The sequence below is a fragment of the Paenibacillus amylolyticus genome (assembly GCF_050990605.1).
Classification (GTDB): domain Bacteria; phylum Bacillota; class Bacilli; order Paenibacillales; family Paenibacillaceae; genus Paenibacillus; species Paenibacillus amylolyticus_H.
The window spans coordinates 5,561,709-5,577,651 of record NZ_CP158832.1 but is presented as its reverse complement, the minus strand read 5'-3'; the positions used below and the strand labels follow the sequence as shown (position 1 = coordinate 5,577,651).

Sequence of the window (15,943 nt, the reverse complement as noted above, 5' to 3'; positions counted from 1 at the left end):
AAGCCGAGTGAGATCAGGATCATATTCCTGAGTTTACTCGGCTTTTGTAGTTGTTCTCCTTTAATTAGATACAATGGAGTACAAGCCGTCCTGTAAATGTAGACTACCGGGCTGCCCAGTTTCCACCTTCACCTCTGTAGCGAAAACACCAGGCATACGCCCGTCTGGGAACCAGGGCATCTGTTTATCAATGACAATAAACATGCCTTCTGCATCACCTGTGGGGGAGAATTTCTTTCCGTCTCCGGCAAAGGGGTCAAGTTGATAATGCCCATTCAATGTGTTCATCGTCTCAGGAACATCATCAACAGGCAGGCCGATTTCACTAATACATAACAGATGCTTCGCTTCGAAAGCTTCATCAACTGCATTATCGAGTGAATGGTGAGCGATAAATTCCATCAAGTTGCCGCTTGGATCATAGAAATAGAAGGCGGTTGCATCCCAGTAGGGGAAATAGAATTCATCTTGTCCATCTTTGGAGAGCAATGGAATGTTACGGTCTTGAGCCCACTTTTTTGCAACAGCAAGTGTATTCGTTGGAATCGTAAATGCTACATGATAGTAGGGCTTCTCTTGTTCTGGCGCTTTCTTAAAAGATAGGACCGAGTTCCCCGTACGGAATGAAACGCATGTTGTACCATCCTCCACAAGTTCCAATTCCAGTAGTGTACCGTAAAACTCCTTTATGGCCTCGATTTGATGTGTCAACAAACCAACTTCTCTTATTTTCATTTCAATATCCTCCTTTTAAACTCACCTTTGATTGAAATACTCAATTGTCTTCTCAATAAATGCCTTGGCCGATTGCGTCAGGTAACGGTCGGAGCGATGGATGATCTCAAAGTGTCGGTATGGCGGATCGTCTGTAATTCGGATGCAACGCAGCGTGGGCTCATTCATGGCTTGGATCAGAGGATAAGGCAGCAGTGTTCCTCCGACGTTGGCTTTGACCAGGCTAATGATGGAGGTTGCCGAACTGGTCTCCATGATGGTATTTAGGCTGAATCCATATTTACGACAATAGCCGTCGACCAATTCTCTGCCTGTAAATCCTTCGGGAAACATCACCGTTTGGATATCACGTAGCTCCTGAATTTCAATTGTGCTTCGTTCAGCCCAATCATGATTCTCGGAAACGACAAGTACGTATTCTTCACTGCACAAAGGAATGCGTACAAGCCGATCATCAGGAGCAGACGTGATCTCGATGCCGATGTCGACTTCATTTTCCAACACTTGATTGACAACATAGATCGAAGAAATAACCTTCAATTGCACCTTGGGGAATCGTGCATGAAAATCAACGAGCAATGGAGTGATGCGGTAATCCAAATCGGATGGAAGAACACCAATAACCAATCGTCCCCGCTGATCATTCCGGAATTCTGCTAGCGCATCCTGAGTATTCTGTAAATGCCGGATCATCTGTACACAGTGCTCCAGAAACAGAGTACCTGCCTGGGTCATCACAATCTTTTTGCCGACACGGTCAAACAAAGGAACACCAAGTTCATCCTCCAATCCACGTATTTGTTGACTCAACGTAGGTTGGGATATGCCAAGTTTCTCAGCTGCCCGCGTAAAATGAAGCTCCTCACACACGGTAATAAAGTTTTCCATCTGACGAATCTCCATGAGTTCACCTCTAATCATTGGTTTTAGTAATCATTTTAATAGAAATAATAGTATTGTTCAATCATTCTAATGATCCTATACTTAATCTTGCACCACCCGAAGATCTTCTCATTAAAGAATAGGATCTTTGGTGAAGGCAACGAGACTACTACCATGAGGTGATCTATAATGAAACTTTTTTATATTGTATTGGCGCTTATTCTGGCTTCACTGAACTTAAGACCACCGATTACTTCCATTTCTCCTCTGATGAGTACCATACAGAATGATCTGGGATTGAGCGGCATGACCGCCAGTCTGTTAACAACACTACCGGTATTATGTATGGGCATATTCGCTCCATTCTCTGTAAGACTAAGTAGAAGGTGGGGGAACGAAGGTGCCATTGTGCTGGCTTTAATCCTTATTGGAATTGGTACGGGATTACGATTGTTCGTAGGTGCAACTCCGTTGATGATGTTCACTTCTTTTCTGTCAGGTGTAGGGATTGCTTTAGCAGGTCCGCTGCTGTCCAGCTTTATTAAGCAGTATTTCCCTAACCGAGTAGCAGCGATGGTCGGCATCTACTCTACAGCAATGGTGATGGGGGCCAGCATTAGTGTGGGATTATCGGTTCCGCTTCAGCATACGTTGGGTGGATCTTGGAGAGGTTCTTTGGCTACCTGGGCATTACTCGCAGCCATTGCATTGCCGATCTGGTTAAAATTAGCCTGGTCTGCGCGTACAGAGCGACAATCCGGACAAACCTCGGCTGTCATTCATGCACCACTTCCGGTGAAGAACAGTCGTGCATGGGTACTGACATTGTTCTTCGGACTGATGGCCGCGATCTTCTATTCATTAACCGCTTGGCTTGCGCCAGCCATTCAAAGCCATGGGTATAGCCAAGAGACTGCTGGCAACATCCAAACGTTATTTACATTGATATCACTGCCCTCAACGTTATTCATTCCCATGCTTGTACACCGGTACCAAAGACGTGTCTTCTGGCTTGTCGGCTGTGCGATGTTGGAGTTAACAGGTGTCCTGATGCTGAATCTCTCTGTCAGTCCTTGGCTCGCGGCGATTCCGCTCGGTATTGGTGCAGGCGGACTGTTCCCGATTGCACTCATGTTGCCAATTGATGAGACAAACAATGCTCAGGAAGCCAGCAGCTGGTCGGCGATGACTCAATCTGGTGGCTACATTCTTGGAGCACTGGGGCCGCTGGCGATTGGTTGGCTCCACGACCTGACAGGCAGCTTTGTGCAAGCATTCTATGGTTTGGCTATTATCATTGTGCTGCAGATCATCGTGCAAATAGCTATTGGCAATAAGAATAGCACGGAAGTTGTTGGCCAGAAGCGGAGCTAAAAGTCATGTGAAGTAAAATGGGTGTAGAAAATATAGTCTTTATATATGATCTAACAAGTCCATATAATACTGTCGCAATGATTCCTTTAACATTTCTGGTTCCATGATCTTAATGGATTTGCCGAATCCTGCGAGGTACCGAACAATGAAATCAAGCTCATAAGTTTCATACGAACCAACAAGAAGCATTTGTGCCGGCTCATTTTCCGATTCGTTGACGTGTATGATCTGCATGGATGGAAAATGTTCTTGCTGGAAAAGTTCAACTCCGGCTTCATCAATCTGACATTGAAATGGAATAGCATGTGGTGATGGTTCCCATAACGAATGGGTATCCTTAGCATGAAGTTTAATAACATGAGCCAAAGGTTCAATGTCGGACACTTCGGCTGAAATGATGCGGTCGCAGCGGAATACACGATACGCTTGTTTTTGCAGATCATAGGCCTGGCAATACCAATAGCCTTTCATGGCATAGAGCGTGATGGGTTGAATCGTGCGGATATTGGTGTGTGCAGAAGATGGCCTTTGATCAGTAGTTCTCCGCTGATTAGCGTACGTAATCTGGATCACTATATTCTGCACAGCAGCCATCAACAGAAACTCCAAATGTGCACTATCGCGGATCTGCTCCGTATGTCTGAAGGATACCCGGTGTTGAATGTTCTCAATATCCTGGCGTTGCTTGTCGGATAACGCGCTCATAAATTTCTCATGTATGGTCCGGAAAGAGACTTGAAAGGGTAAGCTGGAGAAACTGCGGAGAGCCTGCATCGCAACATAAAGGGCATGAAGCTCACCTGTATTAAACGAAATGGGAGGCAGCTGCATCTGCTGCAGCAGTCGATATCCGCCGTAGCGTCCATATTCGACATAGATGGGCGCACCCAACTCTTCCAATGAAGCGATATCTCTTATCGCGGTTCGTTTGGAGATCTGAAACTCCTGCATAAGATCTTGCAGGGTGAACTGTTGTTTTTGATTAATATAGCGCAGCATCTGATTCATGCGTTCTGATTTTTTCATATCGAAACCTCTTAATGGTGCCATAGATTGGCACCTTTCGTTGTTATAGTGATAAGTGTAATCCATTAGGAACTAGGAGGCAATATAATGAATTTTGAAGTGATACCATTTTTGTCGATGAACGGGGATGCGGCCGCAGCCATTGCTTTTTATGAGGAATTTCTGGGCGCCAAGGTGATATTCAAGAAAAGTTATAAAGAGATGAAGGAGATGAACCCGGGCTTCGAGTACCCTGCCGGTCAAGATGAGTATATTACACATTCGGTGCTGGAGATTGGGGTTAACAAAGTCATGATTGCGGAAGAAGCAATGGACACGGAGAGAGCATGGCAGCTGGGGAACAGCACATCACTATGTATTCAATCCAAGGATAAACATACAATCGATCAACTGTATCATTCTCTGATGCAACATGAGGGCGTGAAGGTATTGGTACCGTACGAGCAAAATGAATTTAGCCCAGGTTATGGCATTGTGCGGGACCCATTTGGCATTGCGATTCAGCTGTGTGTCACTGTGCACGATTTTTAATCAAGGTGAGGAGTCCAATCATTCCTTCATGTCTCAAGTGAATATTCGTCACTAAAGCGCACTTCAGTAGTCTGATAGGCTACGAATAATGCTGGAATACAAAAGGGACATGCTCTTGGTGAGCATGTCTCTTTTGAGCTTGATAACTTTCATTCAGCCATTTAGTGAGTCTAAATGTGGCTCCTCGTTCTAAACCTCCTGCAGACTGGCGGCCTCCAGCTTGGCAAGACGTTTCATTACTTTCTTAAGCATCACAGAGGCTTTGACGCGTAAGGGAAGATCGGCGGAGATTTCGATGGTGTACGCTCTGGTGAGAATCTGCTCTTTGAGTTCAGCGACCGATGCACATGGACGATCCAACACGTTGCTTACACTGCCGTATTGCAGACATTGGTGTGTATCACTTCCAGCAGTAACCGGCTTGCCAAGGGATTGGGCAAATGGTTCGACCTGACTGCGGCAGGTCTGGATACCGACTTTGTACATGTCCTTGGCATTCAGGTCGAATGCATCCAGACGCCCAAGCAGGTTACGGTCCAACTGATGCAGCGGAGTGGATTCGCGGTAAGGGTGTGCACCGATTTTGAGTAAAGGCCATGCTTCGGTCAGATCCAGGAGGTCCGCAAAGGGAATGAAAGACCCCTTGGCTGTATAATTTTCCAAGCTGGCACGGACGGCGAGGATATGTTCTTTTTGACCAATCAGCAAAATGTGCCCCGTCTCCTGAATATCCACTTCCATCCCGGGGAAAATGCGAAGTCCCCCTGCATCGTAGTACTCTCCGTTATAGGGGTAAAGACGATCCAGCGTCTCATAGACATCGTAGAAGTGACGGGTGTTAAAATGCTCTGTAAGCGCGAGGGCATTCAGCCCGCTGGCTTTCGCTTCCGTGACCATTTCGGTGAAATACTCGATCGAGAAATCAGAGTTTTTGGATAATTTGCCGTGAGTATGAAGATCAATGCGCATAATGACACTCCTTTTATTCCATGAATGGTTAAGTATATGAATTACAAAATTTCAAAATGTGCGCCGAACCAAAACAGTAGAGCCACATAAAGCGCCGATCCAGCGAGAAACCCGATGTCACGTGGGGTAATTGTTAGATGGGCCAGCTTCAGACGTTTGGATTCTGGATGCTTCATGCCGTAAGAGAAGCCACGTGTCTCCAGTGCTTCAACGGTTGTGCGTGAGCGTTTGGCTGTAGCCAGCATGAGCGGGAAGAAGGACACGACGAACAGTTTCATATAATAAACGACAAGCCGCCAGTAGAGCCATCCATGCCGGGAAGGAACAAGACCCCGCAATCGGTAGGACAACATGATATTCCGGAACTCACCGAACAGCACTGGCAAGATCCGATAAGCGTAAGAAAGGCTGAACGAGAATGTTGCAGGCATGCCGAGAGCTAGTAATCCATCGCCAATCCGTTCCGGGTCCATACCCGAGAATACGGTGATACTCGCCAGCGAGACGATGGACAGCTTGAGGGTGAGCAGCAACAGGGGGAATGCAGATTCCCAATTGCCTCCGAAGAACAGCGAGATGATAAACATCCAGCCCACCTGACCAATTAACCCCAGGCAGAGAATGATGATAATAAAGGGAGCAGCCCGAGATAAAATCGTGGTGGTGACCATGAGTAGGAACATGCCGAGCAGCACGGTGCCGTTATGAATAAACCAGGGTACAATGGCAAAAAAGAGATACCAAATCAGCATGGCACGCGGGTCAATCCGTGACAGGCTGGCATGACCACTGCCATAAACGGTATTCATTAGCTCCAGCTGTATGCGTTCAATCGATAGTTTGTCAAACCAGTTGCGGACAAGCTGCATGACGGGCCTCCTCCTTGATGAATGATTGCTTTAACAGACCTGCAACAAAGTCATCGGTTGTAGGGCAGAGTGCAGGCAATCCGATACGATGCGAGAGCTCCATGATCTGCGTAAGGGCAAGCCCTGATCGCCGCAGAAGGGGTTCGTCGGCGAATACCTCGGCAGGGGTGCCGTCAGCTTCTACCCGGCCATTGTGGAGTACGATGACCCGACTGGCCCACTGGGTAACCAGTTGCATGTCATGCGTGGCAATGACGGTTGTACGCACATACTGATCGAGTTCATTCAGTACACCAATCAACTCTTCCCTTGTAGCAAGATCCAGATTGGCAGTAGGTTCATCGAGCAACATGAGAGAAGGTTTCATGGCTGCACCGATGGCGAGGGTAACCCGCCGTTGTTGTCCACCGCTCAGGAGTCGGGCATCCCGCTCTTGTAGTGGCGTCAGCCGGAAGCGATCCAGCACATGAGCGATCTGCTTGTCAGCGTCCTGAATGCGACGGGTTTTCAGGAAATACGCCACTTCTTTGCGCACACTATCTTCGATGAACATCTCGGAGGAGTTCTGAAAAATATACGCGACTCTGCCTGCAAGCTGTTCCAAAGAAGATCGATGGGTAACCTCGCCCAAAACGCTGACACTGCCTTCCTGAGGCAAGCTGATTCCAGCCATGAGTCTGAGCAGTGAAGATTTGCCGGCTCCGTTGTTGCCAACCAAGGCAATCCGTTCTCCTTCATGCAGTGAAAAGTTAATGCCACGAATAACCTCATGCTCTTTTTTTCCCAGTCCTCTGTACCGTAGCCGCGTATTTTGAAATTCGACAATGGGAACAGGCGCCGCAGTAGAATCTGTCAGTATGCCCCTCGATATCCGCGAAACAGCTGAATCGTTCTGCTCCATGGCAGACTGGATCGTATTCATAGTTTTCATCTGCAACACATGTTCTGCAGCATCCCTCGGTTTGTCTGAAGCATGTAAGTCCTGCTGGTAGTGTCGTTGTACAAAGTAAACCACGGCTTCCTCCACCGTAATGGGGAACCAATATCGAGTAGCAGAAACCTGGGTATTGCTGGGTAATTCATCTTCCCTGTAATGCTCAACCGCTTGAATAGCTGCACGAGTCACCTCGGGTGGCTGAATGCCAAGCCGCTCCAGATCGGCAATTCGATTCAAGCCTTCCTTGACGGGAAGATTCCAGAGCACACGGCCTTTATCCATCAGCACCACGTCTTCGCAGAAGTCGGCGATAAATTCGGTATGGTGCTCAATGACGATAATCGTCTTGCCATATTCCGTATTTAATCGGGACAGACATTCGTAGATCAGTCTCGCATGCTGCGGATCGAGCTGGGAAACCGGCTCGTCGACGATCAGAATATCCGGGTCGAGTGACAGCGCACCGGCAAGAGCGAGCAGATGTTTCTGCCCACCACTCAATTCCCAGATGTATCGGTTGTGAATGGTATCCAGTCCGCACATGGCAAGCGCCTGTTCACCCAACTCCCGGTAATTGGATAACCCGTAGTTCAGAGGTGCAAAGCAGGCTTCATCCAGAACAGTTGGACGGACCAGTTGATTATCAAAGTCCTGGTATACATAACCGATTTTTTTGGACAGGTCTGCAACACTTCGGTCTTCGGCAGGTACACCAAGTACATATACTTCACCAGAGAAGTCACCCGTGTAGAATTGGGGGATGAGACCATTGAACAATTTGCACATCGTTGATTTGCCACAACCGTTGCTCCCGATGATTGCAGTGAAACTGCCCTGTGGAAGTTCAAGTGAAGCCCCGTTCAGAACAGGCTCCTTCGAGCCGGGATAGGTAAAGGTCACATTTTGAATGGAGATAGCGGACTCCGGTGTGGAAATAGAAACAGGTTGGGACATCACATTATGCATAAGGACCGCTCTCCGAATCTGCAATGGAGTTGTTCTTGTTGCGTCTGACCCGCATGAAGATGAGTGTCACCACAGCGACGAATGCCGCAGTACCAATACTGATCCAGATGGAGGCAGAGCCGTATTGATCCGCATAATCCGTCTCCCACACCGCGAAGTTAATATCCAGCTCGGAGAGGGATTCGGCGCCGAAAGCCACCGCGAGCAGTAACACACCGATCAGGATGAGCTTTGGACGGAAGAAGCCAACGCCTTCATACTTCATGCCAGGATTACGAGGTTTGATTCCGAGCAGTGGTTCAATTTTGCCATAGAGCAGGGGAACCAGATACAGCGTTGGCAGTAGAGCGAAGAGGATGCCCGAGAACAGTACGTCATTAAGGAAACCAACCCCTTCGATCAGAACTACACTTTCAGCGAGTCCCGGAACTGCTTCAAGCTGTTCCACACCGATCCATACTTTGCCGATATCGACCAGCGAACTGAGAAATTGATGAATAATGACTCCAGTCATGGCTGCAATACCGACCTGCCGGCGATTACGGGGATCACGTACCATACGCCCAGCGACGTACATGGCGAAGGAAAAAGTAATGAATTTCTCCAGCTCGCCAAGTCCGCCAAATTGCCCCAGCATCAGCTCACCGAAAATGACTTCGCCAAGGGCAGCACCAAGCGCGGCAATCATGGGATGAAACAGAATACAGAGGGTCAGCGGAATAAAAGCAAAATATTCAACGGACAATTCAATGGGTCCAAGCTGTAACTTGGGAATAAGCTCTGTGAACATGTTGGACAAGCCATACAGTGACATGGAAAGCACAAATACCATCATTTTCTGTGAAGACGTCAGCGTATAACGCTCAGTCATCTTCTTCATCGATACATACCTCCCTGAAAGTTGGTGATCATAGCCACAGTCTAGGGGCAGAGTATTAACGGGAAAGAAGACATTTGTAAACCGATTGTAATTTTTATTACATAAATTTATTTTTATGAAAAAAATATTACATAGATAACCCCCTTCTTTCCCAGACCACTGATATACTAATTGGAGAGCGAGAAAGGGAGTGTGTCCTGAATGAATTTGTTTACGCAAAAAGAGCAGCTATCGCCAGGCCATCTGAAAATTGCCGACTTTGTTGAACGTAATCCCGAAGAGATTCTATTCCTGACGGAACAGGAGATTGCCGACAGGCTGGGGGTCAGCATTGCGACGGTATCCCGTTTCTGGCGTGCAGTTGGATATGACAATGCCAAGGCATTCAAAATCCGGCTCCGCACGTCTGAAGACACAACACCCGCGTTGAAGTTAAATAAAACCATGTCCCGTATGGATACGGCGAGCTTGCCCATTCAATTATTGGAAGCCTCCGTCAGCCATTTGCAGGAGACGTTATCTCATATGAAGCAAGGGGATCTGGAGCAGGCAGCAGCCATCCTGGCTGAAGCGCGAAGAGTATACATCTATGCACCTGGACCATCTGCCGGTCTGGCTGAGCTGTTATCATTTCGCTTGTCCAGATTTGGATTGACCGTTATTCACCTTGCAGGAGGTGGACATGAGTTATTGGAATCGCTGATGCATATGCAGCAAGAGGATATGGTCATGCTCATGTGTTTCACCCGCTTGTTGCCTGAAGCAGAGGTCATTCTGGATTATGCCCGTGATACGGGAAGCAAAGCCATACTTGTAACAGATCGGGAAGACTTGTTATATGGACTGGCAACGGAGTTGTCTTTTTACGTCAGCAGAGGAGAACTGGGAGAATTTCATTCCATGGTGACTCCACTGCTGTTAATGGAGCAGATGGTGCTGGCTGTGGGATTAAATCAGAAAGAGCGTGCGCTGTCCAAGTTGGAGCGGCTTGCTGAACTTCGCAGTCGGTATGGAGACAAGCTGCCGCGAGGCTGATGAATGGGAAGACTGTAGAAAAGCTAGAACGATTAATAGATGTCGATAAAGAAACAGGGCGATGATCATGACGAATCGGCCTGTTTTCTTGTGTCACATAGTACAGCTGGTGACTAGAAACAGACGAAATGCGAGTCATGTATAAAACATGCTCCGAAAGCACGATGATGAATGCCATGGCTTCAATTGAATTCTGATCCTTCTGGACGATGTTGCGGACACCTTAAAGTTCATGAGTTACTAAAAAAATGTACACGCATTCACAAATGAAATGACATATAAAAAAAATAAACGGTAACAGGTGATCCAAAATGCTGCAAATTGGGTATCAATAGTAGAGTCATTAGAACCTGATGGATACATATGTTGTTGTAATCGTTGTTTTACTAGTTAAAAGGCTGTCTATTATGGAATGAACTGTGGGGGTTATCAAGTGCCTATATTAGATATGGTAAAGAAAGATGTTGTCACCGATGCACTGGTCATCAAGGCGATGGAGAAAAGTCTGGCTATCATTCGATTCGATCTGGATCGACGGGTAACCTATGTGAATGAAGTCTTTGCCCAGACGATGGGATACACGGTAGATGAGATGTACGGCATGAAGCATCAGCAACTGTGCTTCGGTCATTTTGCGAATACCCCGGACTATGAAGTTTTTTGGAATAGCATATATAATGGTGTCAGCTTCCAGGACAAGGTTGAACGTAAGGATGCAAAGGGAAATTCCGTATGGCTTGAGGCGACATATATGCCGGTGTACGATGAGACGAATCAGAAGATACTGGGTGTCTCCAAAATCGCCACCAACATTACCAACCGTCAGAACAATATTTCGGTCGTAGTGAACGAACTGAAAACGATGTCCCATGAGCTAAATGGACAAGCAGATGTAGGTATTGAACGCAGCCAGGAATTAATGTCCAGTATCTCCTATATCTCAGAGGTATCGGCAACGAACCGTGCAACATTGACTCATTTGCAGGAACAGGCCGGATCGATTCAAGGCGTGGTACGAACGATACGCGAAATTTCGTCTCAGACGCAATTGCTCGCGTTGAATGCTGCCATTGAGGCTGCACATGCAGGAGAATATGGACGAGGATTCGATATCGTGGCCAAGGAAGTTAAGAAACTATCCGCAATGGTGGAGAGCTCGATTAACGAGATTCGTGATAGCGTGACTGGAATAACCAAGGAAATTGGTAATATTACAGGCGGCACAAAAAAAGTAGAGGAATACGTTGAGCGGAGCCAGAAGCAGATTGAGATCGCTTTGCATGATTTTATGGCAATTGCTGCATCGGCTCATTTGCTGGATGCAAAGGCGGAGCATGTAACCAGAATCGTATAAGAATATATAGTAATAGCGGTTCCGTGCACAGGAACCGTTTTTTTGTCGTTCAGTACACAAAAAACGGGAATTATTGTGATCAAACGGGGACACAATACTTGGGAATACCTGCAGCTTTGTCATGCAGAGAAATGTTGGGGTGGGAACATGTGGTCAACAATTGTATCCTACGTGCCGGGAGGGTCCATATGGATTCAGGCATTTTTGGTCTTCGTCATTCCGATTGTCATTACCATGACCACGCGCTGGATCAATGCTGCCATTAAGCGTGGAAGCTTCTCTCGTTCGAAGCGACCATTGATATCCTCGAAGGATATCTCGCCAGCAACTTCAGGACAGGGCCAGGGAACCGAGACTGGCCAATATGCCAATATTAAATTAACGGAGAAGTACAATACAAATCTGACGAGTGTAAAAGAAAGCTTTGGATTAAATGCAGATGTGCATATTCGGGAATTCACCATTAGGGGAACCAATACACAGGCTGCGGTCATTTATACGGAGGGCTTGGTAGATCAAGACTTAATTGATGACCACCTGATTACACCATTAATGTTGGAAGGCGTTCCAGAGCTTAAGCGGGAGGGTTTCCTTCATCCGGATAATGCACATTTACTGTCGGCATACCTGCAAGATCAATTGCTTCCTGTCAGTCTGGTCGAGGAAACCAAATCTCTACAGGAGCTTGCAGTTGGCGTACTCTTTGGGAAAAATGCGCTGTTGGTTGATGGTTTGCCAGGTGCTTTGTTAATCGGAGCACATAAGGTCAAATCACGCGGTGTGAATGAACCACTGTCTGAGGGATTGATCCGTGGACCCCGGATTGGTTTTACAGAGCAACTAAGTGATAACACAGGCATTTTACGTCGGTATGGCAGTAATCAAAGCCTATTCATTAAAAAGTATGAAGTCGGTTCACGGATCAAAAAAGATTTGGCTGTTGCCTATATTCAGGATATTGCTGATCCTAATCTCGTGGCTGAAGTCCACAAGCGAATTGAAGAGATGGATATGGATTCCATGTTGGAATCAGGATATGTGGAGCAGCTTATTGAAGACAATACCCTGAGTCCTTTTCAACAGGTACTGAATACGGAAAGACCTGACAGGGTTATGGGTGCCTTGCTGGAAGGACGGGTGGCTATTTTATTGGATGGGACACCGTTTGTACTGGTTGTGCCGGTAACCTTTAGCATGTTGCTCCAATCTCCCGAAGATTACTATGAACGTTGGATTGCCGGAACCTTTCTGCGGATGATGCGTTTTATGGCGGCCATGCTGGCTCTGCTTGCACCCGCGCTCTATATCTCCTTTATCTCATTCCATCCGGGACTTATCCCAACCAAGCTGGTTTTGACAATTATTGAAACGCGTACAGGTGTGCCATTCCCTTCAATCATTGAAGTACTCATCATGGAACTTTCAATTGAGATTTTGAGGGAGGCGGGTATTCGTCTGCCTAAACCAATCGCACCCGCGATGGGTATCGTAGGCGGTTTGATTATTGGTCAAGCAGCGGTGCAGGCGGGGATCATAAGTCAATTTCTCGTCATTGTTGTTGCGGTTACCGCCATATCTTCCTTTACAATCCCTATGTATAGTGCAGGGCTAACACTTCGGATTCTGCGGTTTGCTGCCATGTTTAGTGCAGCAGTGCTTGGTCTGTATGGCGTGGTTATGTTCTTCCTGCTCGTGTGCACACATCTGGCACGGCTCTCAAGCTTTGGCGTACCTTATGTAGCTCCAGCCGTTCCTTATCACATCAATGAATGGAAGGATTTCGTTATCCGTGCTCCGTTGAACATGATGAGAATGCGTCCCAAAATGTCAAATCCGATAGATGAGGATCGCAAAAAGTAATCGAATTTTCCATCTACAGAAGCTCTGGAGGTGAACTATAGTGGACGACTCCCAACGAAAGCTTACCACGACACAGGCCGTTGTAATTATTGTTAATTACATGCTTGGTGCCGGGATATTGACGCTACCTCGAACAACCAGCAAGGCTGTCGGAACACCGGATGTATGGATATCCATTATTATGTCTGGACTGATTATCACAGGTGTTGGCATTATTCTGGTTACCCTGTGTCGCAGATTTCCAGAGAAAACCGTTTTCCAGTTCACACGTGAAATTACGGGGAGCTGGATTGCTTACATATTGGGATGTGCCATGATTATGTATTTTATAATCATCGCTGCTTTTGAAATTAGAGTCTTGGCGGATGTCACAGGAATGTACCTGCTCGAACGCACCCCGACCTGGGCCATTGTGATGGTCTTCATGTGGATCGGAATTTATCTGATCTCAGGTGGACTTAGCGTTGTTGTCCGTGTATTTGAGATCATTCTGCCAATAACGATCATTATATTTGTTATTGAGATTTTGCTGAGTAACCAGCTATTCGAGATTGGTAATCTGAGACCTGTACTCGGAGATGGGATTATGCCCGTTTTCAAAGGACTGAAGCCTGCACTATTGTCTTATACGGGATATGAGGTGATGTTAGTCATGACTGCCTATATGAAAAATCCGAAGAAAAGCAATAAGGCAATCAGTTGGGGAATACTCATATCCACCGCGATCTACTTGATCACGGTTGTAATGGTTGTAGGCAGTTTATCGCTCGATGGGATCAAAACTCGAACCTGGCCAACGTTGGACCTGGTAAGAAGCTTCGAAATTCAAGGTCTGATATTCGAGCGATTCGAATCCTTATTACTGGTCATCTGGATCATGCAGATTTTCTCGACTACAGCGATTACACATTACTGCGCTTCGGTGGGCATTCGTGATTTGTTTCGTACCCCAAAAATCAAAGGCATTATGTACGGTTTGCTACCGTTCATTTATTTGACGGCCATGATGCCCAAAACCGTGGAAGATACCTTTGCATTGGGAGATATGCTGGGCAATGCATCCGTGTTTCTATTCGCCATTTTACCTCTGGTTCTGTTGTTAATGAGTCTGATTCGCAAAAAAGGAGGCAAGCATGCATGATTCCATTTCGTATGCTCTTACGTGTAGTCTCTGCCTTGTGTATTCTGTTGACGCTATCCGGATGCTGGAGCAGCCGAGAAATAGAGGATCTAAGTCTTTATGTTGGTCTTGGGATCGATGTCGGTAAAGAGACTCAATTTGAGAAAGACATCGCTGCTCAGGGAGGCTCATATCCAAAGAAGAACTATATGACAGCTACGGTGCAGATTGCTCCAGGCTCCTCCAATACTCAAACGAGTCAGCAATCCGGTTCGCCTTCTTCCGGCAAAACATCCTACTCCAATGAACAGCTTTCCGGAGATTCCTTGTTGCAAATCTTCCGTCAGTTTGCGTTAAGACGGGATCGGCCTCTCATTGGACATCATCTGAAGGTGATCGTTGTTTCCAAGGATATTGCCAAAAAATATGGTTTGGACCAACTGCTTGATTTTGTTCTTCGAGATAATGATATTCGGCCCAACTGTCTGGTGTTAATTAGTCATCATCGTGCGATAGATGTGCTGACATCACAGGATCCTTCTCGTATACCAGCATTTTATCTCACAGGCATTACGAACAATTCGTATATATCTAATAAAATACTTGATCCAGTTATGCTATCCAAGTTAGACGCTCAAATGCAGTCCGGATCGAGCTTCCTGCTCCAGAATGTATTAAACTCCGATGGAGAGGACAAGTTCTCGGGAGGCAGCATCTTTGATGGAAAAACAACCAAGTTCATCGGGGAACTCAGTCAAACGGATCTGGAAGGCTTATCGTGGCTCAGTCCCAAAAAAAAGGGGGGCGTCTTGAAGACACACAACAAACAAGGGTTTACCGTGTTATACGAAATGAAGAAGAGAAAAGTCAAAATCATACCCAAGGTGGTTGGTGATGATATTTCATTCCATGTGAAGATTGAATCTGAAGGTTGGCTAATGGAGGATTGGCGTGCTCCCGAGAAAGAGGAAAAAGGTGCTTACCTCGAAGAGTTGGAAAAAGATTTTGCTGAACTGGCCGAACAACAGATTCGACAGGTGTTATACAAACTTCAGAAAACCTATAAAGTAGATGTTGCGGATTTTCGGGATAGCTTGCGGATCAAAGAACCCAAAACATGGAAGAAAGTCAAAAATGATTGGGACAAAATTTTTAGCACTGTGCCGATTACGTATGATGTGAAGGTAACCATTACCAATCCGGGGTCTTCTACCGAATAGCATGGAAAGGGGGGCTTTTTTATTTAAATGTTGACACACTCATGATCAATCGCTATATTAGTAAAAAATCATTTTCTTATCCAGAGAGGTGGAGGGACTGGCCCTTGGAAACCTCAGCAACAGATCTGAAGGATACTGTGCTAATTCCAGCGGGTGAAAGCCTGATAGATAGGAGCGTTTGTTTT

At 46.5% G+C, this 15,943-nt stretch carries 14 protein-coding genes and 1 riboswitch; of the genes, 7 read left to right on the top strand and 7 right to left on the bottom strand.

Features of this window, described 5'->3' with window-relative positions:
- Window positions 1–60: 60 nt before the first annotated feature.
- Both ABTV53_RS24620 and ABTV53_RS24615 read right to left on the bottom strand, forming a co-directional pair.
- Entirely contained in the window at window positions 61–735 is a 675-nt protein-coding gene (locus tag ABTV53_RS24620) for a VOC family protein (RefSeq protein ID WP_433747535.1), read from the bottom strand.
- 21 nt (window positions 736–756) lie between these two features.
- The gene (locus ABTV53_RS24615; protein ID WP_433747532.1) at window positions 757–1,623 is read right to left on the bottom strand and encodes a LysR family transcriptional regulator; all 867 of its coding nucleotides are present in this window, start codon (window positions 1,621–1,623) and stop codon (window positions 757–759) included.
- 183 nt (window positions 1,624–1,806) lie between these two features.
- Here ABTV53_RS24615 and ABTV53_RS24610 point away from each other — a divergent pair, with 183 nt between their 5' ends.
- Window positions 1,807–2,991: a CynX/NimT family MFS transporter gene (locus tag ABTV53_RS24610; RefSeq protein WP_433747529.1), complete on the top strand. Its 1,185-nt coding sequence runs from the start codon at window positions 1,807–1,809 to the stop codon at window positions 2,989–2,991.
- A gap of 39 nt (window positions 2,992–3,030) precedes the next feature.
- Here ABTV53_RS24610 and ABTV53_RS24605 read toward each other — a convergent pair whose 3' ends face one another.
- Window positions 3,031–4,017 (bottom strand): helix-turn-helix transcriptional regulator, encoded by a 987-nt coding sequence (locus tag ABTV53_RS24605; RefSeq protein ID WP_433747526.1) that lies wholly within the window; start codon window positions 4,015–4,017, stop codon window positions 3,031–3,033.
- An 87-nt stretch (window positions 4,018–4,104) separates the two neighbouring features.
- Here ABTV53_RS24605 and ABTV53_RS24600 point away from each other — a divergent pair, with 87 nt between their 5' ends.
- The gene (locus ABTV53_RS24600; RefSeq protein WP_339305479.1) at window positions 4,105–4,548 is read left to right on the top strand and encodes a VOC family protein; all 444 of its coding nucleotides are present in this window, start codon (window positions 4,105–4,107) and stop codon (window positions 4,546–4,548) included.
- 189 nt (window positions 4,549–4,737) lie between these two features.
- Here ABTV53_RS24600 and ABTV53_RS24595 read toward each other — a convergent pair whose 3' ends face one another.
- From ABTV53_RS24595 to ABTV53_RS24580, 4 genes are read right to left on the bottom strand one after another with little or no spacing between them, the layout of a single operon-like run.
- Entirely contained in the window at window positions 4,738–5,517 is a 780-nt protein-coding gene (locus ABTV53_RS24595; RefSeq protein ID WP_433747522.1) for a PHP domain-containing protein, read from the bottom strand.
- 41 nt (window positions 5,518–5,558) lie between these two features.
- Window positions 5,559–6,386 carry an energy-coupling factor transporter transmembrane component T family protein gene (locus ABTV53_RS24590; protein WP_339310927.1) on the bottom strand — a complete coding sequence of 276 codons (828 nt, stop codon included), beginning with the start codon at window positions 6,384–6,386 and terminating at the stop codon, window positions 5,559–5,561.
- The gene (locus ABTV53_RS24585; RefSeq protein WP_433747519.1) at window positions 6,361–8,289 is read right to left on the bottom strand and encodes an ABC transporter ATP-binding protein; all 1,929 of its coding nucleotides are present in this window, start codon (window positions 8,287–8,289) and stop codon (window positions 6,361–6,363) included. The genes ABTV53_RS24590 and ABTV53_RS24585 overlap by 26 nt, the downstream gene beginning before the upstream one ends.
- Entirely contained in the window at window positions 8,282–9,169 is an 888-nt protein-coding gene (locus ABTV53_RS24580) for a cell division protein FtsQ (RefSeq protein WP_433747516.1), read from the bottom strand. The genes ABTV53_RS24585 and ABTV53_RS24580 overlap by 8 nt, the downstream gene beginning before the upstream one ends.
- Window positions 9,170–9,370: 201 nt before the next feature.
- On the opposite strand from ABTV53_RS24580, the gene ABTV53_RS24575 reads away from it, so the two are divergent.
- The 5 genes from ABTV53_RS24575 (at window position 9,371) to ABTV53_RS24555 (ending at window position 15,758) form a co-directional block, all read left to right on the top strand.
- Window positions 9,371–10,204: a MurR/RpiR family transcriptional regulator gene (locus ABTV53_RS24575; protein WP_433747514.1), complete on the top strand. Its 834-nt coding sequence runs from the start codon at window positions 9,371–9,373 to the stop codon at window positions 10,202–10,204.
- Window positions 10,205–10,637: 433 nt separating this feature from the next.
- A complete protein-coding gene (locus ABTV53_RS24570) occupies window positions 10,638–11,558 on the top strand; it encodes a methyl-accepting chemotaxis protein (protein WP_433747511.1) in 921 nt (306 codons plus the stop codon).
- 147 nt (window positions 11,559–11,705) lie between these two features.
- A complete protein-coding gene (locus ABTV53_RS24565; RefSeq protein WP_433747508.1) occupies window positions 11,706–13,418 on the top strand; it encodes a spore germination protein in 1,713 nt (570 codons plus the stop codon).
- Window positions 13,419–13,458: 40 nt separating this feature from the next.
- Complete coding sequence (locus tag ABTV53_RS24560) at window positions 13,459–14,559, top strand: spore germination protein (RefSeq protein ID WP_433747506.1); 1,101 nt, start codon at window positions 13,459–13,461, stop codon at window positions 14,557–14,559.
- On the top strand, window positions 14,556–15,758 hold the full coding sequence (locus ABTV53_RS24555; RefSeq protein WP_433747504.1) for a Ger(x)C family spore germination protein: 1,203 nt from the start codon (window positions 14,556–14,558) through the stop codon (window positions 15,756–15,758). Before ABTV53_RS24560 ends, ABTV53_RS24555 begins: the two co-directional genes overlap by 4 nt.
- Before the next feature lie 73 nt (window positions 15,759–15,831).
- A riboswitch (SAM riboswitch) is annotated at window positions 15,832–15,933 on the top strand.
- Window positions 15,934–15,943 lie beyond the last annotated feature (10 nt).

Excerpts from the sequence above, each read along its gene's own strand:
- ABTV53_RS24610 (WP_433747529.1), top strand. The coding sequence starts at position 1,807 with ATGAAACTTTTTTATATTGTATTGGCGCTTATTCTGGCTTCACTGAAC.
- ABTV53_RS24595 (WP_433747522.1), bottom strand. The coding sequence starts at position 5,517 with ATGCGCATTGATCTTCATACTCACGGCAAATTATCCAAAAACTCTGAT.
- ABTV53_RS24565 (WP_433747508.1), top strand. The coding sequence starts at position 11,706 with ATGTGGTCAACAATTGTATCCTACGTGCCGGGAGGGTCCATATGGATT.
- ABTV53_RS24600 (WP_339305479.1), top strand. The coding sequence starts at position 4,105 with ATGAATTTTGAAGTGATACCATTTTTGTCGATGAACGGGGATGCGGCC.
- ABTV53_RS24580 (WP_433747516.1), bottom strand. The coding sequence starts at position 9,169 with ATGAAGAAGATGACTGAGCGTTATACGCTGACGTCTTCACAGAAAATG.
- ABTV53_RS24575 (WP_433747514.1), top strand. The coding sequence starts at position 9,371 with ATGAATTTGTTTACGCAAAAAGAGCAGCTATCGCCAGGCCATCTGAAA.
- ABTV53_RS24605 (WP_433747526.1), bottom strand. The coding sequence starts at position 4,017 with ATGAAAAAATCAGAACGCATGAATCAGATGCTGCGCTATATTAATCAA.
- ABTV53_RS24590 (WP_339310927.1), bottom strand. The coding sequence starts at position 6,386 with ATGCAGCTTGTCCGCAACTGGTTTGACAAACTATCGATTGAACGCATA.
- ABTV53_RS24615 (WP_433747532.1), bottom strand. The coding sequence starts at position 1,623 with ATGGAAAACTTTATTACCGTGTGTGAGGAGCTTCATTTTACGCGGGCA.
- ABTV53_RS24585 (WP_433747519.1), bottom strand. The coding sequence starts at position 8,289 with ATGCATAATGTGATGTCCCAACCTGTTTCTATTTCCACACCGGAGTCC.
- ABTV53_RS24620 (WP_433747535.1), bottom strand. The coding sequence starts at position 735 with ATGAAAATAAGAGAAGTTGGTTTGTTGACACATCAAATCGAGGCCATA.
- ABTV53_RS24555 (WP_433747504.1), top strand. The coding sequence starts at position 14,556 with ATGATTCCATTTCGTATGCTCTTACGTGTAGTCTCTGCCTTGTGTATT.